A 19,605-nucleotide genomic window follows, 5' to 3' on the forward strand; every position below is an offset into this window, starting at 1 on the left:
CCCCCGGGTGCCGGCGCGCGTGGTGAGGAGTGACGGTCAGTCGCCGATGCCGCGGCCGAGCTGCCACAGCTGGAGCGTGGAGGCGGAGTTGAGGGCGTACTCGGCGCCGGTGACGTCGTCGCGGGCGGCGACGTACTGGTTGCCCTGCCACAGCGGGAGGATCGGCACGTCGTCGGCGACGATGTCCTGGATGCCGGTCAGGCTCTTGGAGGCCGTGAGCCGGTCGGCCTCGCGGCGGGACTCGGGGATCAGCTTGCTGCGGATCTCGCTGTTGTCGTACGGCGAGTTGAGGAAGTTGTCCTTGTCGAGGAAGGGCGCGAGGTAGTTGTCGGCGTCCGGGAAGTCCGGGAACCAGCCCATGCCGTAGACGGCGTACTCGCCCTTCTGTTCGGCGGGGCGGAAGGTGGACCAGGGCGCGCCCTTGATGGTGACGTCGAACAGGCCGCCGGCGTCGAGCTGCTTCTTCAGGACCTCGAACTCGGTCTTCGTGGCGGCGCCGTAGTGGTCGGTCGTGTAGTGCAGGGTGAGCTTGACCGGGGTGGTGATGCCGGCCTGCTTCAGGATCTCGGTTGCCTTGGGGACGCTGGGGTCGCCGTACTTGTTGAAGAACGAGTTGGAGTGGCCGGTGATGCCCGCCGGGACGACCGAGAAGAGGGGCTCGGACTGGGAGCCGTAGACCTTGGAGACGAGGGCGCCGCGGTCGATGAGCTGGGCGACGGCCCGGCGGACGGCGGTGCTCTTGACCGGGGACGCGTCGGTGTTGAAGGCGAGGTAGCGGATCTCCAGGCCGGAGGACTCGATGAGGTCGATGTTCTCGTCCTCGGACTTGGCGTACTTGTCGATCTGCTCCGGCGTCATGGTCCGGGTCATCAGGTCGATGTCGCCGTTCTCGAGCGCGCTGCCCATGGCGTCGGGGTCGGCGAAGGAACGCAGTTCGATCTGGTCGTTCTTCGGGTCCAAGTGGCCCCGGTAGTGGGGGTTCTTGGTGAAGACGGCCTTGACGAGCTCGTTGTTCTCGACCTCGGCGTCCAGGGTGTAGGGGCCGGAGCCGTCGACCTTGAAGCCGTCGCGGAGCTTGTCCTTGTCGTAGTCGGCGGGGTTGACGATGCCGGCGACGGGGGTGGACAGCTTGTACGGGAGGGTGGCGTCGGGGCCGTTGAGGTGGAAGATGACCTGCTTGTCGCCCTTGGTCTCGACGAGGTCGATGGTGGAGAGCAGGGCGAAGACACCGCTGTCGGCCTTGATGGAGCGGGCGCGGTCGATGGAGAACTTGACGTCCTCGGCGGTGATCGGGCTGCCGTCGGCGAACTTGAGGCCGTCGCGCAGGGTGCAGACGTAGCGCTCGCTGCCGGTGTCGGTGAAGCCGCAGCGGGAGGCGGCCTCGGGCTCCGGTTCGCCGTCGCCGCTGGGCTGGACGAGGAGGGTCTGGACGGTCTGGCGGAGGATGTTCCAGGTGCCGACGTCGTAGGCGTAGGCCGGGTCGATCGGGGCCGGAGCCTCCTTCGAGGCGGTGAACCGGTCGGTGGTGCCGACGACGATCGCGTCGCCGTCGCTGCTCGCGCCGTCGGTGGCGCCGCAGGCGGCGATCACCGGGGCGAGCAGGCCGAGGACGGCCGGCAGCACCAGGGTCTTGCGGTTCATGCTCGAGTTTCTCCAGAGCTCAATTCCGGGACGGGTGCCAGCGGGGTGGTGCGGGCGGGTCCCGGGGCGGTACGGCGATGTTTCCGCGTCGAGATTAGCCCGCCCCGTGTAAGGCGGCCGCGCGCACCGGAGTTGAGTTCCCCTCACGCTGTGGAACCGGGTGCGGACACACGGATGAGGGCACCGGTGGAATGTTTGGTGCACCCTGCACGAATCGGGACACTTGGGCGCGCCAATCGCCCCTGAAAGCGGGGTTTGGACGTGCCGGACCCGGCCGCGCGGGCCGGGTCCGAGTGGTCAACGTCACAGGCTGCACGGGCTTCCCGATGGCGGGAATTCAGTTTCCTCCGGCCGGAATTCCGGGCACTGGAAGCCTGTTAGTGATCTTGGGTTTTATTGTGCTTTCAATTGTTCACGCTGGGTGCATGGACTGGCCCATTTCCGTCGCCGTCAGAGCGTGATCAGGCCGTGCAGGAATGGCAGGTCGACCTCTTCCAGCGAGGTCACGACGGTACGCCGGGTGGCAGGGGTGATGGGGGCCACGGAGGGCACGGCGACGACGTGGCAGCCCGCCGCCTCGGCGGCCGCGACACCGGTCGCGGTGTCCTCGATGACCGCGCACCGGCCCGGGTCGGCGCCCAGCCCGGCGGCCGCCAGGAGGTAGGGGTCGGGGAACGGCTTGGTGCGTTCCACCTCGTCGCCGGCGACGGTCAGGGCGAAGTGCTGGGGGCCGAGGGTGGTCAGGACGCGGTCGATGATGCGCCGGTGGGAGGCGGAGACCAGGGCGGTGGGGACGCCGTGCGCGGCGAGTTCGGCGAGGAGTCTCGCCGCACCGGGCATCAGCGGCAGGGCGTGTCCGATCCGGGCCTCGAAACCGTCGTTGAGCAGCACGGACAGGTCGGCGAGGGTGATGTCGGCGCCGGTGGCCTCGATGAGGAAGCCCGCGCTGCGGCTCATGGGGCCGCCGACCACGACATGACGCCAGGACTCGTCGAGGGTGTGGCCGAGGGAGCGGAAGACCTCGACCTCCACGTCCCACCAGAAACCCTCGGTGTCCACCAGGGTTCCGTCCATGTCGAGGAGCACGGCCTGCAGGGCGGAGCCTTCGGCCGTCCGGGTTCCTAGCGCGGGGATCGTCGTGGTCATCCGGCGCACCTCCTTGTGGGACGAGCAGGCCGGTTCCCGGGTGGGGAACCGGCCTGCGGTGGACCGACCAGTGTACGACGCCGCGCGACGAAGCGCCTTTCGTCCGGGTCGCCACAGGGGCGTGGCGCTGTTCGGTGGCTCTAAGGGCTGTCGTCAAACTCCCGTCATCGCCCAGAGGGCGGCCCTGCGGCGTGCTAGCGCGCGTTGAAGTACTTCGCCTCGGGGTGGTGGATCACGATGGCGTCGGTGGACTGCTCGGGGTGGAGCTGGAACTCCTCCGAGAGCTGGACGCCGATGCGCTCGGGCTCGAGGAGCTCGGCGATCTTGGCGCGGTCCTCCAGGTCGGGGCAGGCGCCGTAGCCCAGGGAGAAGCGGGCGCCCCGGTACTTGAGGTCGAACATGTCCTCGATGGCCGCCGGGTCCTCACCGCCGAAGCCGAGCTCGGCGCGGACCCGGGCGTGCCAGTACTCGGCGAGCGCCTCGGCCAACTGCACGGACAGGCCGTGGAGTTCGAGGTAGTCGCGGTAGGCGTTGGACTCGAAGAGCTTGGCGGTCTCCTCGCCGATGCGGGAGCCGACGGTGACGACCTGGAGTCCGACGACGTCGGTCTCGCCGGACTCCTCCGGGCGGAAGAAGTCGGCGAGGCACAGCCGGCGGCCGCGGCGCTGGCGGGGGAAGGAGAAACGGGTGCGTTCGTTGCCGGCGTCGTCGAGGATGATGAGGTCGTCGTCCTTGGAGACACAGGGGAAGTAGCCGTGGACGACGGCCGCTTCGAGGAGGTTCTCGGTCTGGAGGCGGTCCAGCAGACCGCGCAGCCGGGGCCGGCCCTCGGTCTCCACGAGCTCCTCGTAGCTGGGACCGTCGCCGGTGCGGGCCTGCTTGAGCCCCCACTGGCCCTTGAAGAGGGCGCCCTCGTCCAGCCAGGTGGCGTACTCCTTGAGCTGGATGCCCTTGCTGACGCGGGTGCCCCAGAACGGCGGGGTGGGCACGGGGTTGTCGGTGGCGACGTCGGAGCGGACGTGGCCCTCCTCGGGGCGCTCCTCGACGGCCGTGGCGGTGGCGCGGACCCGGCGCTGCCTCAGTTCGGGCAGCTTGGCGCCGGGCACACCGCGCTTGACGCCGATCAGGGCGTCCATCAGGCGCAGGCCCTCGAAGGCGTCGCGGGCGTAGCGGACCTCGCCCTCGTAGATCTCGTGCAGGTCCTGCTCGACGTAGGCGCGGGTGAGGGCGGCGCCGCCGAGGATGACGGGGTAGTTCGCGGCGAGGCCCCGCTGGTTCAGCTCCTCCAGGTTCTCCTTCATGATCACCGTGGACTTGACCAGGAGCCCGGACATGCCGATGACGTCGGCGCGGTGCTCCTGGGCGGCGTCGAGGATCGCGGAGACCGGCTGCTTGATGCCGAGGTTGACGACGTTGTAGCCGTTGTTGGACAGGATGATGTCGACGAGGTTCTTGCCGATGTCGTGGACGTCGCCGCGGACGGTGGCGAGGACGATGGTGCCCTTGCCCGCCTCCTCGCCGTCGGCGCTCTTCTCCATGTGCGGTTCGAGGTGGGCGACGGCGGCCTTCATGACCTCGGCGGACTGCAGGACGAACGGCAGCTGCATCTGGCCGGAGCCGAACAGCTCGCCGACGACCTTCATGCCGTCGAGGAGGGTGTCGTTGACGATGTCGAGGGCCGGGCGGGTCAGCAGCGCCTCGTCGAGGTCGGCCTCCAGGCCGTTGCGTTCGCCGTCGATGATGCGGCGCTTGAGGCGCTCCTCCAGCGGCAGGGCCGCCAGTTCCTCGGCCTTGCCCGCCTTCAGGGACTTCGCGGTGGCGCCCTCGAAGAGCTCCATGAGCTTCTGGAGGGGGTCGTAGCCCTCGGCGCGGCGGTCGTAGACGAGGTCGAGGGCGGTGCGCACCTGCTCCTCGTCGAAGCGGGCGATGGGCAGGATCTTGCTGGCGTGCACGATCGCCGAGTCGAGGCCGGCCTTGACGCACTCGTCGAGGAAGACCGAGTTGAGGAGGATGCGGGCGGCCGGGTTGAGGCCGAAGGAGATGTTGGACAGACCGAGAGTGGTCTGCACGTCCGGGTGACGGCGCTTGAGTTCGCGGATCGCCTCGATGGTGGCGATGCCGTCCCTCCGGGACTCCTCCTGACCGGTGCAGATGGTGAAGGTCAGGGTGTCGATGAGGATGTCCGACTCGTGGATGCCCCAGTTGCCGGTGAGGTCGTCGATGAGCCGCTCGGCGATCTCGACCTTCTTCTCGGGGGTCCGCGCCTGGCCCTCCTCGTCGATGGTGAGGGCGATCAGCGCGGCGCCGTGCTCCTGGGCGAGCCGGGTGACCTTCGCGAAGCGGGACTCGGGGCCGTCGCCGTCCTCGTAGTTGACGGAGTTGATGACCGCGCGGCCACCGAGCTTCTCGAGGCCCGCCTGGATGACGTCGACCTCGGTGGAGTCGAGGACGATGGGCAGGGTGGAGGCGGTGGCGAAGCGGCCGGCGAGTTCGGCCATGTCGGCGACGCCGTCGCGGCCCACGTAGTCGACGCAGAGGTCGAGCATGTGGGCGCCCTCGCGGATCTGGTCGCGGGCCATCTCCACACAGTCGTCCCAGCGGCCCCCCAGCATCGCCTCGCGGAACTTCTTGGAGCCGTTGGCGTTGGTGCGCTCACCGATGGCCAGGTACGAGGTGTCCTGGCGGAACGGAACGGTCTGGTAGAGGGAGGCGGCGCCGGGCTCGGGGCGGGGGCGGCGCTCGGCCGGGGTGAGGTCGCGGACGCGTTCGACGACCTGGCGCAGGTGCTCGGGGGTGGTGCCGCAGCAGCCGCCGATGAGGGAGAGGCCGTACTCGCGGACGAAGTTCTCCTGGGCGGTGGCCAGCTCGGGGGCGGTCAGCGGGTAGTGGGCGCCGTCCTTGGTGAGCACGGGCAGGCCGGCGTTGGGCATGCAGGAGAGCCGGACGCGGGAGTGCCGCGACAGGTAGCGCAGGTGTTCGCTCATCTCGGCGGGGCCGGTGGCGCAGTTCAGGCCGATCATGTCGATGCCGAGCGGCTCCAGCGCGGTCAGCGCGGCGCCGATCTCGGACCCGAGAAGCATCGTGCCGGTGGTCTCGACGGTGACCGACACGATCAGCGGGACGTCGTAGCCGGCGGTGGCCATGGCGCGGCGGGCGGCGAGGACGGACGCCTTGGTCTGGAGGAGGTCCTGGGTGGTCTCCACGAGCAGGGCGTCGGCGCCGCCGGTGAGGAGGCCCTCGGCGTTCTGCTGGTAGGCGTCGCGGATGGCGGTGAACGTGGTGTGGCCGAGGGTGGGGAGCTTGGTGCCGGGGCCGATCGAGCCGAGGACCCAGCGCTGTCGGCCGTCGCGCGCGGCGAACTCGTCGGCGGTCTCGCGGGCGATGCGGGCGCCGGCCTCGGACAGCTCGGCGGTGCGCTCGGGGATGTCGTACTCGCCGAGGGCCGTGAGGTTCGCGCCGAACGTGTTGGTCTCGACGCAGTCGACACCCGCCTCGAAGTAGGCGGCGTGCACCGAGCGGACGATGTCGGGGCGGGTGACGTTCAGGACCTCGTTGCAGCCCTCCAGCTGCTGGAAGTCGTCCAGGGTGGGGTCCTGGGCCTGGAGCATGGTGCCCATCGCGCCGTCGGCGACCACGACACGGGTGGCGAGGGCCTCGCGCAGGGCGTCGGAACGGGCCCGCCCTGCGGCGGCGGACGAAGGGGACGGATTCGGCGACGAGGCCATGAAGGTGCTCCCTGGAGTGCGACGGCTGTCGGCTTTGCGTCTTCCCACGGAAGGCGCACGCCGTCAGGGTAGCCCGGAGCGCCGGGCGGGGTCAGGGGCGTCCACGGGGCGGACCGGCGTGGCATGAGCGGTCGAGTGCGGTTTACTCCCTCGACGGACGAACGCCGACACCGCTCGGACACCTGGTGTCCATGGGATGCGCACCGGACGGACACGGGACCGGCACCGGAAGGGCGCCACTCGGGGCCCGTTCGGCCGAAAAGGTGGTGACGGCCATTAGCGAGAGGTCGGCAACGACCGGTAGTGTTCGACATTGCCGAACGTTGGAAGTTCATGTGCGGGCGGCGGTCGAAGGGGACGGAGGCAGGACGGCGATGGCACGGAACATCCAGTCGCTCGAACGGGCGGCCGCGATGCTGCGGTTGCTCGCGGGGGGCGAGCGACGACTCGGCCTGTCGGACATCGCCTCGTCGCTGGGCCTCGCCAAAGGCACCGCCCACGGCATACTGCGCACCCTCCAGCAGGAGGGCTTCGTCGAGCAGGACGACGCCTCCGGGCGCTACCAGCTGGGCGCCGAGCTGCTGCGCCTGGGCACCACCTATCTCGACGTCCACGAACTGCGGGCCCGGGCCCTGGTGTGGACGGACGACCTGGCCCGCTCCAGCGGCGAGAGCGTCCACCTGGGGGTGCTGCACCAGCAGGGTGTGCTGATCGTGCACCACGTCTTCCGGCCCGACGACAGCCGGCAGGTGCTGGAGATAGGGGCCATGCAGCCGCTGCACTCCACGGCCCTCGGCAAGGTCCTCGCGGCCTACGACCCGGTGGCGCACAGCGAGGTCCTGGAGACCGAACGCAAGGCGTTCACGGAGCGGACCGTGTGCGAACCGGACGACTTCGAGGGCGTCCTGGACCTCACCCGTGCCCGCGGGTACGCGGCGGACGTCGAGGAGACCTGGGAGGGCGTCGCCTCGATCGCGGCCCCCATCCACGACCGGCGGCGCATGCCCGTCGGCGCGGTCGGCATCACGGGCGCCGTGGAGCGGCTGCGCCGGGACGGCGAGCTGCGCTCCGAGCTGATCGCGGCGGTGCGGGACTGCGCCCGCGCCGTCTCGCGCGACCTGGGCGCCGCCCGCTTCTGACCCCGCTTCCCCACCACCGCCGGGCCGCCGCGCGCGTGCCGTGCGGCGGCCGCCGATCCTTCGAGGGCCGGGACACCGACAGTGTCCCGGCCCTCGCCGTACGCGCTCGTGACGGTCTCGGCGCGCACCCATAGCAGCCGACGCAAGATCACCAAGGCAGTTCGATCAATAACGATCGAGTTTTCGATAACAGGACCCTTGACGAGCCACTCACGCCACAGCAAGACTCCCGTCCATCGGTCGGCATTGTCGAACACCTACCGGCAATACGCGCTAGAGTGTGACAACGCCAAGGGCCGGTACAGCTCTCACCCCCGAGGGCGCGGACCCCCGGAATGGGACCCGGGGTCCGCCTTCCCCTGGACGAAGGACAAAGGAGTCGCGGGTGTCCAGCTCCGACATCTTCATCGGCGAGACCATCGGTACCGCCATACTCATCCTGCTCGGCGGTGGCGTCTGCGCCGCCGTTACGCTGAAGGCCTCCAAGGCCCGTAACGCCGGTTGGCTCGCCATCACCTTCGGGTGGGGTTTTGCCGTTCTGACGGCCGTCTACACCTCCGCGCCGCTCTCCGGCGCCCATCTGAACCCGGCCGTGACCCTCGCGCTCGCGCTGAAGGACAACGGCATCGAGTGGAGCCAGGTCCCCACCTACTGGGGCGGGCAGCTGCTCGGCGCGATGATCGGCGCCGCTCTGGTCTGGGTCGCCTACTACGGCCAGTTCCACGCCCACCTCACCGACAAGGAGATCGTCGGCGGTCCGGGCGCGGAGACCACCAAGGCGAAGGCCGTCGAGGCCCGTGAGACCGGTGCGGGCCCCGTGCTCGGGATCTTCTCCACCGGCCCCGAGATCCGCAACGCGGTGCAGAACGTCGCCACCGAGGTCATCGGCACCATCGTGCTGGTCCTCGCGGTCCTCACCCAGGGCCTCAACGACAGCGGCAAGGGCCTCGGCACCCTCGGTGCCCTGATCACCTCGCTCGTCGTGGTCTCGATCGGTCTGTCCCTCGGCGGTCCGACCGGTTACGCGATCAACCCGGCCCGTGACCTCGGTCCGCGCATCGTGCACGCCCTTCTGCCCCTGCCCAACAAGGGCGGCTCCGACTGGAGCTACGCCTGGGTCCCGGTGGTCGGTCCGCTGATCGGCGCCGCCATCGCCGCGGGTATCTACAACGTCGCGTTCGCCTAAGAGCACCACCTACGAGCGAGCCGCAGATGTCACCCGACGCCCGGCACGCGCCGTACGTACCGCCCTTCGACCAGTTGACCTTCAGGAGCACACCGTGACCGACGCCCACACCGCCGGCCCCTTCATCGCCGCCATCGACCAGGGCACCACCTCCAGCCGCTGCATCGTCTTCGACCGGGACGGCCGTATCGTCTCCGTCGACCAGAAGGAGCACGAGCAGATCTTCCCGAAGCCGGGCTGGGTCGAGCACAACGCCAACGAGATCTGGACCAACGTCCAGGAAGTCGTCGCCGGAGCCATCCAGAAGGCCGGCATCACCCGCGACGACATCAAGGCCATCGGCATCACCAACCAGCGCGAGACCACGCTGCTCTGGGACAAGAACACCGGCGAGCCCGTCCACAACGCCATCGTCTGGCAGGACACCCGCACCGACGCCCTGTGCAAGGAGCTCGGCCGCAATGTCGGGCAGGACCGTTTCCGCCGTGAGACCGGTCTGCCGCTGGCCTCGTACTTCGCCGGCCCGAAGGCCCGCTGGCTGCTGGACAACGTCGAGGGCCTGCGCGAGCGCGCCGAGGCCGGCGACATCCTCTTCGGCACCATGGACACCTGGGTCATCTGGAACCTGACCGGCGGTGTCAACGGCGGCAAGCACTACACCGACGTCACCAACGCCTCCCGCACCATGCTGATGAACCTCCACACCCTGGAGTGGGACGAGAAGATCGCCGAGTCCATCGGTGTGCCGCTGGCGATGCTCCCGGAGATCCGTTCCTCCGCCGAGGTGTACGGCGAGATCACCGGCGGCAGGCTCGGCGACCTGCTCGGCGGCATCCCGGTCGCCTCGGCGCTCGGCGACCAGCAGGCGGCCCTGTTCGGCCAGACCTGTTTCTCCGAGGGCGAGGCCAAGTCCACCTACGGCACCGGCACGTTCATGCTGATGAACACCGGCGAGAAGATCATCAACTCGTACTCGGGTCTGCTGACCACCGTCGGCTACCGCATCGGCGACCAGACCCCGGTGTACGCGCTGGAGGGCTCGATCGCCGTCACCGGTTCGCTGGTGCAGTGGATGCGCGACCAGATGGGCCTCATCTCCACCGCCGCCGAGATCGAGACGCTCGCGCTCTCGGTCGAGGACAACGGCGGCGCGTACTTCGTACCGGCCTTCTCCGGTCTGTTCGCCCCGTACTGGCGCTCCGACGCCCGCGGTGTGATCGCCGGCCTCACCCGGTACGTCACCAAGGCGCACCTCGCGCGCGCCGTCCTGGAGGCCACCGCCTGGCAGACCCGTGAGATCACGGACGCCATGACCAAGGACTCGGGCGTCGAGCTCTCGGCCCTCAAGGTCGACGGCGGCATGACCTCCAACAACCTGCTGATGCAGACCCTCTCGGACTTCCTGGACGCCCCCGTGGTGCGCCCGATGGTCGCCGAGACGACCTGCCTCGGCGCCGCCTACGCCGCCGGTCTCGCCGTCGGCTTCTGGACCAGCACCGACGACCTGCGCTCCAACTGGCGGCGGGCCGCCGAGTGGACCCCCCGCATGGACGCGGAGACCCGCGACCGTGAGTACAAGAGCTGGCTCAAGGCCGTCGAGCGGACCATGGGCTGGCTCGAGGACGAGAGCTGAGCCGGGGCCCCAAGCCTCCGGTACCGGCTCTGATGAGGAGTAAGAACCCGACATGACCAGTCAGTCCACCCTGCAAGCCCTGCCTGCCCTGGGGACGCGCCCGGCGTCCGGCTCGAACCCGAGCCGAGCCGAGACCCGGGAACAGCTCTCCAAGGCGTCGTACGACCTCCTCGTGATCGGCGGCGGCATCCTGGGCATCTCCACCGCCTGGCACGCCGCGCAGTCCGGGCTCAGGGTGGCGCTGGTCGACGCCGGTGACTTCGCCGGCGCCACCTCCTCCGCCTCCTCCAAGCTGCTCCACGGCGGTCTGCGCTATCTGCAGACCGGCGCGGTGAAGCTGGTGGCGGAGAACCACTTCGAGCGCCGTGCGGTCTCCCGCCAGGTGGCCCCCCACCTGGCGAACCCGCTCACGTTCTACCTCCCCGTGTACAAGGGCGGGCCGCACGGCGCGGCGAAGCTCGGGGCGGGCGTCTTCGCCTACTCCGCGCTGTCGGCGTTCGGTGACGGCGTCGGGCATCTGCTGTCGCCGGCGAAGGCCGCGCAGGACGTGCCCGAGCTGCGCACCGAGAACCTGAAGGCCGTGGCCGTGTACGGCGACGGTCAGATGAACGACTCCCGGATGGCGCTGATGACGGTCCGCGCGGCCGTCGAGTCCGGTGCGGTGGTCCTGAACCACGCCGAGGTCACCGGCCTGCGCTTCACCAAGGGCCGGGTGACCGGCGCCGAGCTGCGCGACCGGCTCTCCGGCGACGAGTTCGGCGTGAGCGCCCGGCTGGTGCTGAACGCGACCGGGCCGTGGGTCGACCACCTGCGCCGTATGGAGGACCCGAACGCGGCCCCCTCGATCCGGCTGTCCAAGGGCGCGCACCTGGTGCTGAAGCGGACCTCCCCGTGGAAGGCCGCGCTCGCCACCCCGATCGACAAGTACCGCATCACGTTCGCCCTGCCCTGGGAGGACATGCTCCTGCTGGGCACCACGGACGAGATGTACGAGGGCGACCCCGCGGACGTCGCCGTCAACGACAAGGACATATCCCAGATCCTGGACGAGGCCGCGTTCTCCGTCCGGGACCAGCAGCTCGACCGCGATCTGATCACCTACTCCTTCGCGGGCCTGCGGGTGCTGCCGGGCGGCCCCGGCGACACCGCCAAGGCCAAGCGGGAGACGGTCGTCAGCGAGGGCCGGGGCGGCATGCTGTCCATCGCGGGCGGCAAGTGGACGACGTTCCGGCACATCGGCCGCACCATCATGAAGAAGCTGGAGACCCTGCCGGGCCACCCGCTGGGCGAGGACTTCGAGCCGGTCTCCACGCTGCCGCGGAAGCTGCCGCTGCCGGGCATCGCCAACCCGCGGGCGGTCGCGCACCGGCTGCTCACCGACCGTCCGGCGCCGGGCCCCCGCATGGGAGCCGACACCGCGCGGCACCTGGCCACGCACTACGGTTCGCTGGCCTTCGACATCGCCCGTCTCGCCAACGAGAACCCCGAGCTGGCCGAGCGGGTCCACCCCGACGCGCCGGAGATCTGGGCGCAGGTCGTGTACGCCCGTGACACCGAGTGGGCCGAGACCGCCGACGACGTGCTGCGCCGCCGGACGACACTGACGATCCGGGGTCTGGCGACGGACGAGGTCCGTACGAAGGTCCAGGACCTGCTCGACAAGAAGTAGACCCGCCTGCCGGTCCGGCCTCCCCCCTGACCGGGGCCGGACGGCCGGGAACCGGCCCCCGCCGCTCCGGGGCCGGACCGCGAGGGGGCGGTTCCACCACCTCGGTGGAACCGCCCCCTCGGCCTGTGTCGGATCTTCTCCCCGGTCGGATCTGTTCCCGGTGGGATCTCTTGCCGGTGGGATCTCTTGCCGGTCGGATCTTCTTCCCGGTGGGCCCCGCCTCTGCCATGATCAATGGTCATGAACGGGGCAAACGAACTCCATCGGTTGTTCGAGGCATGGGCGCGACTGACGCCCGACCGGCCCGCGGTGACCACCGCGACGGCCCGGCTGACGTACGGGGAACTGGAGGGCCGGGCCAACCGTCTGGCCCGGCATCTGCTGGACTCGGGACTCGGCACCGGTGAGACCGTCGCGGTGTGCGCCTCCGGGACGCCGGACGTCCTGGTCGCCGTGCTGGGCGTACTCAAGGCGGGCGGTGCCTTCGCCCTGATCGGCCCGCGGCAGTCGACGGGGGACATCGGGCGGGCACTGGAGCGGTCCGGGGCGCGCACGGTCCTGACACACGCGCGGTACGCGCCGGCCGTGGACGACGGCACCGGCCGGCCCGTGGTCTGCCTGGACACCGACGCGGCGCTGATCGACGCCCACTCCCCCGAGCCCGCCGCCGCGCCCTGCGGGGTGACGGCGGCGGTGCTGTTCTCGGCGGGCACCTCGGGCGAGCGGCGGGCGGTCGAGGTCGGCCACCAGCGCCTGCACGACGCCTACCGGGCCTGGGCCGAGACGTTCGGGCTGCGGCCCTCCGACGTCCATCTGGTGACCGCGCCGGCCGACGCCGCCGCGTTCACCTACGGCTGGGTCCGGGCCCTGAGCTCCGGCGGCACGCTGGTGCTGCCGGGTGACGAGACCGGGCCCGCCCTGTGGGAGCGGCCCTACGTCGGGGGCGTCACGGTGCTGGACACCGACCCGTACGCGGCCCGGCTGCTGCTCGACCGGGCGGCGCCGCCCGCGGGACTGCGGCTGGTGGCCGTCGGTGGGGAACGGCTCGGCCTCGACGAGCAGGTACGGCTCCAGGGGCGGCTGGCGCCCGGGGCACGGCTGCTCAACGTCTACGGGACCGTGGAGGTCGCGGGCTGCGGCGCCTGGTTCGAGACGGACCAGCTCACCGGCCCGGTGGCCGAACCCGGCCGGGTCAGCCTCCTCGGCCGCCCGTTCCCCGGCTGCCGGACCGAGGTCCGCAAGGGCGAGATCTGGCTGACACCCCCGGACGGCGTCGCCGCCGGCACCGACGGCACCGACGGCTCGGATCGCTCCGACGGCTCGGGAAGCTGTGCCGGTGCGGGGGCCCCCGACGGCTCCGGCGGGTCGGACCGCTCCGTCGGTTCGGGCGGCGGTGACGCGGTGGCCACCGGGGACGCGGGAACGCTGCGGGAGGACGGGCTGCTGGAGTTCGGCGGCCGGCTGGCACACCGGGTCCGTGTCCGCGGCCGTACCGTCGACCCCTACCGGGCCGAGACGGCGCTGGGCGCGCATCCCGGCATACGGGAGTCGGTGATCGCCGCGGTGGACGGGGAGCAACTCGTCGCCTACGTCGTCCCGGCCTCCCCGACGGCCGCTCCGGGCGCCGACGAGATACGCGCCCGGCTGCGGGGCGTGGTGCCGGACCAGGAGATCCCGGCGGCCGTGGTGACCCTGGAGGCCCTGCCCCGTGACGGGGCCGGGCGGGTCGACCGCAGGCTGCTGCCGCTGCCCGCGCGGCACGGGACGTCCGGGCCGGTGAACGGCAAGGGCGGCGGCGCGGGCGCGGGCCCTGCCGGGTTCCTGTACGGGGTGGGCTGCGCGGTGCTCGTCGTGGTCCTGCCGCTCGCCGCGATCCTCACCGATGTCCTCTGGCCGGGCTCGACCGACCTCACCTCTGTGCCCACGCCGTGGTCGTGGCTCTTCCGGGGGCTGTACGCCGCCGAGTTGCTGGCGTTCGGTGTCGGCCTCGCCTTCCTGATCGCCGGGCGCCCGCTGATGCGCCGCCAGGGCCGCTCCGGCGGACTGACGACGGCGGCGCACCTGGCCGTGGTGTGGCTGCTCGTCTCGTGGTGGCCGCAGGACAACTTCTACCGGCTGGCGGCGAAGAACGACTGGGAACGGCAGGCGGCCTTGGTGTACGCCTTCAACGTGCCGCTGATGATCGCGGCGGTGGTGGTGGCGGTGTACGTGACCCGACGGCCCGAGCCCGCGGCGATCGCCCCTAGGCCGTGAACAGACGGCCGGTGTCGCGGGCCGCCGTGCGCACCAGGGCCTCGGCGGCGTCGAGGCGTTCACGGGTGTGCGCGGCCAGGACGACGCCCAGGTAGGGGGCGGGCGCGAAGGCGGCGGTGGGGATCGAGGGCAGCAGGACGGCGTCGATCCCGGCGCAGCGCGCGGTGGTCTCACGCAGGAAGGCGGACAGGGCGGGGCCGGGCAGCCGGGCGCCGAGAGGCACATGGTCGACGCTGCGGACGAGGTGGTCGCTCCCTCGGGTCTCGTCCAGCCGCGCCTTGACCGTGAAGGCGACGGACGGTCCGGTCATCCGGAGGTTGATCTCGGTGGGCGCCGGGCGACCGTCGGAGCCGGTCACGAAGTCGACGTCGAACCAGCCCCGGTGGCCGCCGGCCGCGATCCGCTCCCCCACGGCGGCACCGAACCGGGCCACGGCCTCGGCGAGCGCCGGCGGTACGACACCGGGGCCCACGGTGGCGCCCCGGTAGGCGGTGCCGAGGACGTCCATGACGGCGACGCCCACCACGTGGACACGGCCGTCCGCGTCGACCAGTCCGTCGAAGGTCACGTCCCGTGGCTCGGTCTCCCCGGCGACGAACTCCTCCAGCAGGAGGGGCCCTCGGGGCAGCGGAGGTCTTCTCAGGCGTGGCAGGCCGCCGCGGCCCTGGTCCCGGATCACGACGGTGCCGGAACCCCCGGCGCCGTGCTCGGTCTTGACGACCGTCGCCAGGCCCGCGCGGGCCCTCCTCCGCAGCAGACGTGCCTCCTCCCGCCGGGTGGCCGGCTGCCACTGCTCGGGCACCCGGACCTCCGGGTGGGCCGGGGCGAGCCGCGTGAACAGCTCGTGCGAGGCCCGCTTGGACTCGTACCGCAGCGCTTCGGGGTCCAGGGGTACGCCGGTCAGCTCCGCGACCGCGGGGGTGCGGCCCCAGGGGAGGAGGGGCAGGTCGAGGGAGTTCAGCCGCCGGAGCAGGGCCGGGCGGGACAGGACGGCCCAGGTCAGGGTGTCGCCCTGAGCGTCGGGGGCCGGCCGAGTCGCACGTGCCGTGGGGCCGCCCGGCCGGCCGTCCGCCCGGCCCTCCCGCCGGCCGGGTGGTTCGGTGAGGCCGTCGTAGACCTCCACGGGGTCCCAGCCCAGGGGGCGGCCGATCAGGTCGGTCCAGTCCGGCGGGACGGCGGCGGGCAGGATCAGGACGGCCGGGTGGGGTGAGAGGAACGCGGCCAGGCAGGAGTAGTGGGCGGCCTGCGGGGAGACGGGGCCGAACTGGGACTGGAACCCGGCGACGTTGCCGAGGTGGACGGCACGGCGCCCCGCGGTCCACGCCTGCGTCCAGCCCTCGGTCCGGGGCGGGAGGCGCACTTCGAGAAGCGGGAGTTCACGGCCCGCGAGGGAACCGGAGGCCGTGCGGCCGACGGGGCGGGCGCCCATCCGGCGGTAGAAGGGTTCGGCGTTCGGGTCCGCCTCGATGATGAGCCGGGCGAAGCCGAGCTCGCGGGCGGCACGCGTCACATGGAAGTAGAGGGCGCGGCCCACGCCCCGGCCGATGGCGGCGGGTTCGACGAAGCACAGACCGAGGCTGCCCTCGGGTGCCGCCCCCTCCAGCGACGCCACCCCCACGACGCCGTGGTCGGCGTCCTCGGCGACGACCACGCGATGGCGGTGGATGTCGTCCGGGCGGATGGTGAGCTCCGCCCGGCACGCCTCCAGGAACTCCGCGCCGTACCCCCAGTGGGCCTTCGAGCGCACTACCAGCTCGGTCAGCGCCGCCGCCTCGTCGGTGCGTGCCGGTCGGATCCGCATCCCCACCCCCGTGCCTCCTGACTCCGGATCGTGTGATCAGCGTAGGACCGCCGATGGACCGAGGATGCCCGGAGCCCTACGTGACCTGCGAAAATGGCCGAGAACCGCAGCCGGAGGAGCCACTCGTCCCGGCACCCGGACGGGGCACTACCGCCGACCGGGGAACGCTCCCGCGACGGGAGGCCCATAATGACCTGAGACATCGGATGTCTGATCAGGCAGGGAACGGCAGGGAGGGCGGCGCCATGGCAGTCACCGACGAGGCGATCGAGAAGATCAAGGACATGATCGTCTCCGGGGCGCTGCGCCCGGGCGACCGACTGCCGAAGGAGAGCGAGCTCGCCGCCGATCTGGGGCTGTCCCGCAACTCCCTGCGCGAGGCGGTGCGCGCCCTGTCACTGATCCGCATCCTGGACGTACGGCAGGGCGACGGCACGTATGTGACGAGCCTGGACCCGCAGCTCCTGCTGGAGGCGCTGAGCTTCGTCGTCGACTTCCACCGCGACGACACGGTCCTGGAGTTCCTCGCCGTGCGCCGCATCCTGGAGCCGGCCGCCACGGCGATGGCGGCCCTGCGCATCAGCGAGCAGCAACTGGACGCTCTGGGAGCGCAGTTGGACAAGCTGGGTGACGATCCGTCGGTGGAGGAACTGGTCGCCTGCGACCTGGAGTTCCACAAGGGCATCGTGCGCAGCTCCGGGAACTCCGTGCTCTGCTCCCTCCTGGACGGCCTGTCGGGCCCCACCACCCGGGCCCGCGTCTGGCGGGGCCTCACCCAGGAGGACGCCGTCAGCCGCACCCTCCACGAACACCGCGCCATCCTCGCCGCCCTCCGCGACCGCGACGCCGAGGCCGCCCGCTCCTGGGCGACGGTCCACATCGCGAGCGTCGAGCAGTGGCTGCGGTCGTCGCTGTGAGGCGATGCTGTGAGGCGATGATCACTCGCACCCGGCGGGCGGCGCGTGTTTCCGCCGCGCGAACGGGGCATTGATCCGTTCACTCCCCCGTGCAAGGGGGCTGCGAAGGCCCCCTGGGCACGCCGTAAGGTTGGGGCGTACGCGAGGGCACGTCGGAAGGAGGCGCTGGGTGATCGAGCTGGAGGGGGTTCCCGAGCTGATCGACCCAGTCATGGTGGCCGCGTTCGAAGGCTGGAACGACGCCGGCGACGCCGCCTCCACCGCGGTCGCGCACCTGGACCGGGAGTGGAAGGGCGAGGTGTTCGCGGCGCTGGACGCCGAGGACTACTACGACTTCCAGGTGAACCGGCCCACGGTGTGGCTGGACGGCGGCGTACGCAAGATCACTTGGCCGACGACAAGGTTGTCGGTGGTGCGGGTCGGCGGCGAGAAGCCCCGTGATCTCGTGCTGGTCCGGGGTATCGAGCCGTCGATGCGGTGGCGCTCGTTCTGCAACGAGCTGCTGGGCTTCGCCCACGAGCTGGGCGTGGAGCTGGTGGTGATCCTGGGCGCCCTGCTCGGTGACACCCCGCACACGCGTCCGGTCCCCGTCAGCGGGGTCACGTCGGACCCGGATCTCGCGCAGCGGATGGACCTGGAGGAGACCAAGTACGAGGGCCCCACGGGCATCGTCGGCATCCTCCAGGAGGCGTGCACGCACGCCGGGGTCCCTGCGGTGTCGCTGTGGGCCGCGGTGCCGCACTACGTGTCGCAGCCGCCGAACCCGAAGGCGACGCTGGCCCTCCTCAACCGCCTGGAGGACCTGATCGACGTGCGCATCCCGCTGGGCGAGCTGCCCGAGGACGCGCGCGCCTGGCAGGTGGGCGTGGACCAGCTGGCCGCCGAGGACAGCGAGGTCGCGGAGTACGTGCAGACGCTGGAGGAGGCGCGGGACACCGCGGAGCTGCCGGAGGCGTCGGGCGAGGCGATCGCCCGCGAGTTCGAGCGGTATCTGCGGCGCCGCGACGGCGGCCCCACCGGTGCGGCCGGCGGTCACGCCACGGCCGACGGGGGCGACACCGGCCCCGGCGCGTGGAACCCGAAGGACAACCCCGGTGGCCGGGCGCGACCGCCCAAACCCCCACGTGCGGGCGGCGACGACGAGGAGTCGTCGGAGGACTGATCGGCCCGGTCCCGTGAGCGGACGTAGACCGCGCGCTCCCCGCTCCCTGGCGCAGGGTGCGGGGAGCTCGGCGGTCTCCCTGGTCCGGGCCGGTCCTTCGGCCGCCGGTCAGTGCTCCACGGCGACGACCATGTACGTCGTGTCCGGTGTCGGGGTCGTGGTGAAGCGGGCGTTGGGCAGGTACAGGCGGTTCTTGTGGGCGGCGACGGTCGTCGGGACGTCGAAGTCCGGGTCCGTGAGTCGGCCCTCGAAGATGCCGGAGCGGCCGTCCGCGGCGAGCTTGAACACGTCGATCGCGTTCTGACGGTTCTGCACCACGTACAGCCGCCGTCCGAGGAGCAGCAGGCCGTCGCCGTTGGTGAGGGGCGCGGAGTCGCCGAGGTCGACGAGCCGGGTGACGCCGGTGCGCGGGTCGACCCGGTGCAGTCCCCCGGCGCCGGACTGCACGACGAGCAGGGCCTTGCCGTCCGGGGTTCCGGTGATGCCGTTGGCGTTGACCGTCTCGCCGGGCGTCTGGGCCCAGTCGCCGCGCAGGGTGAGCGTCACCACGTCGTCCGCGTGCGGCAGCTCACCGTGCCTGCCGAGCGGCAGGGCGTGGAGGGCCGGCTGGAACGAGTCGGTGAACCAGGCGGCCCGCGAGGTCAGGAAGACGTCGTTGGCGAAGCTGGGCGTCGTCGTGGTGAGCCGGTACGAGGCGAGGACCGCGCCGGTGCGTACGTCGACCACACGGGCGCCCTGGGCGCGTCCGGCGACGAACAGCCGTCCCCGTCCGTCGAGTTCGAGGCCGACGGAGGGGGTGCCGGGTCCGGCGGAGATGATGCGGCCCTGTCCGGTGCGCAGGTCGGCGCGGTAGATGGAGCCGTCGCCGAGGGAGCCGAGATAGGCGTAGGGGCCGCCGCCGATGGTGATGCCCTCGGGGCGGAAGCCGTTGGGGAGCGGGATGACGTCCGGCCAGGTCTTCCCGGCCGTCGCGGCGGTCCCGGCGGCGGACGCGGTCCCGGCGGCCGACGTCCCGACGAGCAGGGCGCCCGCGGTGGCGGCCGATGCCGTGAGCAGTCCACGTCGGCTGACGGGGCGTTGGGCGGAATGGGGGGAGAGGGAGGAGCGGGAGGAGGAGTGCGGGGGTGCCACTGTGCGTCCCTTCCACGAAGGGACCGGCGGCTGGCCGGTCCGGCTTCGACTGACGTCTGTCACCCCATCACATGCCGCCCCACCCCGCAGCCTCCGGCAACCGACCGACAGGGCCTCGACAGCGTCGTCGGCTCGCCCGTGTACGCGAAAGGGGCGCCCCCTCCGTCCGGAGAAGGCGCCCCTCGCCGCGGCACCACCGCGC

The 19,605-nt window shown here is 71.6% G+C and carries 12 protein-coding genes; 7 read left to right on the forward strand and 5 right to left on the reverse strand.

Annotated features, from left to right (window positions below; genetic code table 11):
• Nucleotides 1-36: 36 nt before the first annotated feature.
• The 3 genes from SMA5143A_RS10495 to metH form a co-directional block, all read right to left on the reverse strand.
• On the reverse strand, nucleotides 37-1,641 hold the full coding sequence (locus tag SMA5143A_RS10495) for an ABC transporter substrate-binding protein (RefSeq protein ID WP_107462603.1): 1,605 nt from the start codon (nucleotides 1,639-1,641) through the stop codon (nucleotides 37-39).
• Nucleotides 1,642-2,091: 450 nt separating this feature from the next.
• A complete protein-coding gene (locus SMA5143A_RS10500; RefSeq protein ID WP_107462604.1) occupies nucleotides 2,092-2,787 on the reverse strand; it encodes an HAD family hydrolase in 696 nt (231 codons plus the stop codon).
• A gap of 194 nt (nucleotides 2,788-2,981) precedes the next feature.
• Nucleotides 2,982-6,512, reverse strand: a complete 3,531-nt coding sequence (metH, locus tag SMA5143A_RS10505) for a methionine synthase (RefSeq protein ID WP_107462605.1) — start codon at nucleotides 6,510-6,512, stop codon at nucleotides 2,982-2,984.
• Nucleotides 6,513-6,886: 374 nt separating this feature from the next.
• On the opposite strand from metH, the gene SMA5143A_RS10510 reads away from it, so the two are divergent.
• The 5 genes from SMA5143A_RS10510 (at nucleotide 6,887) to SMA5143A_RS10530 (ending at nucleotide 14,392) form a co-directional block, all read left to right on the forward strand.
• Nucleotides 6,887-7,651, forward strand: a complete 765-nt coding sequence (locus SMA5143A_RS10510) for an IclR family transcriptional regulator (protein ID WP_099965632.1) — start codon at nucleotides 6,887-6,889, stop codon at nucleotides 7,649-7,651.
• A gap of 385 nt (nucleotides 7,652-8,036) precedes the next feature.
• Nucleotides 8,037-8,837: an MIP/aquaporin family protein gene (locus tag SMA5143A_RS10515; protein ID WP_107462606.1), complete on the forward strand. Its 801-nt coding sequence runs from the start codon at nucleotides 8,037-8,039 to the stop codon at nucleotides 8,835-8,837.
• A gap of 94 nt (nucleotides 8,838-8,931) precedes the next feature.
• Complete coding sequence (gene glpK, locus SMA5143A_RS10520; protein ID WP_107462607.1) at nucleotides 8,932-10,470, forward strand: glycerol kinase GlpK; 1,539 nt, start codon at nucleotides 8,932-8,934, stop codon at nucleotides 10,468-10,470.
• Nucleotides 10,471-10,522: 52 nt separating this feature from the next.
• A complete protein-coding gene (locus tag SMA5143A_RS10525) occupies nucleotides 10,523-12,139 on the forward strand; it encodes a glycerol-3-phosphate dehydrogenase/oxidase (protein WP_107462608.1) in 1,617 nt (538 codons plus the stop codon).
• A gap of 240 nt (nucleotides 12,140-12,379) precedes the next feature.
• Nucleotides 12,380-14,392 carry an AMP-binding protein gene (locus SMA5143A_RS10530; protein WP_181361804.1) on the forward strand — a complete coding sequence of 671 codons (2,013 nt, stop codon included), beginning with the start codon at nucleotides 12,380-12,382 and terminating at the stop codon, nucleotides 14,390-14,392.
• Here the strand turns inward: SMA5143A_RS10530 and SMA5143A_RS44555 are convergent.
• A complete protein-coding gene (locus SMA5143A_RS44555) occupies nucleotides 14,382-16,193 on the reverse strand; it encodes a GNAT family N-acetyltransferase (RefSeq protein ID WP_308812031.1) in 1,812 nt (603 codons plus the stop codon). The genes SMA5143A_RS10530 and SMA5143A_RS44555 overlap by 11 nt on opposite strands.
• Before the next feature lie 245 nt (nucleotides 16,194-16,438).
• On the opposite strand from SMA5143A_RS44555, the gene SMA5143A_RS10540 reads away from it, so the two are divergent.
• Together SMA5143A_RS10540 and SMA5143A_RS10545 are read left to right on the forward strand one after the other, a co-directional pair.
• Complete coding sequence (locus SMA5143A_RS10540; RefSeq protein ID WP_107462610.1) at nucleotides 16,439-17,110, forward strand: FadR/GntR family transcriptional regulator; 672 nt, start codon at nucleotides 16,439-16,441, stop codon at nucleotides 17,108-17,110.
• 169 nt (nucleotides 17,111-17,279) lie between these two features.
• Nucleotides 17,280-18,272 carry a PAC2 family protein gene (locus SMA5143A_RS10545; RefSeq protein ID WP_099965637.1) on the forward strand — a complete coding sequence of 331 codons (993 nt, stop codon included), beginning with the start codon at nucleotides 17,280-17,282 and terminating at the stop codon, nucleotides 18,270-18,272.
• A 108-nt stretch (nucleotides 18,273-18,380) separates the two neighbouring features.
• Here the strand turns inward: SMA5143A_RS10545 and SMA5143A_RS10550 are convergent, their stop codons facing one another.
• Nucleotides 18,381-19,403, reverse strand: a complete 1,023-nt coding sequence (locus SMA5143A_RS10550; RefSeq protein WP_107462611.1) for a superoxide dismutase — start codon at nucleotides 19,401-19,403, stop codon at nucleotides 18,381-18,383.
• Nucleotides 19,404-19,605 lie beyond the last annotated feature (202 nt).

This window comes from Streptomyces sp. MA5143a, assembly GCF_900290235.1.
GTDB lineage: Bacteria > Actinomycetota > Actinomycetes > Streptomycetales > Streptomycetaceae > Streptomyces.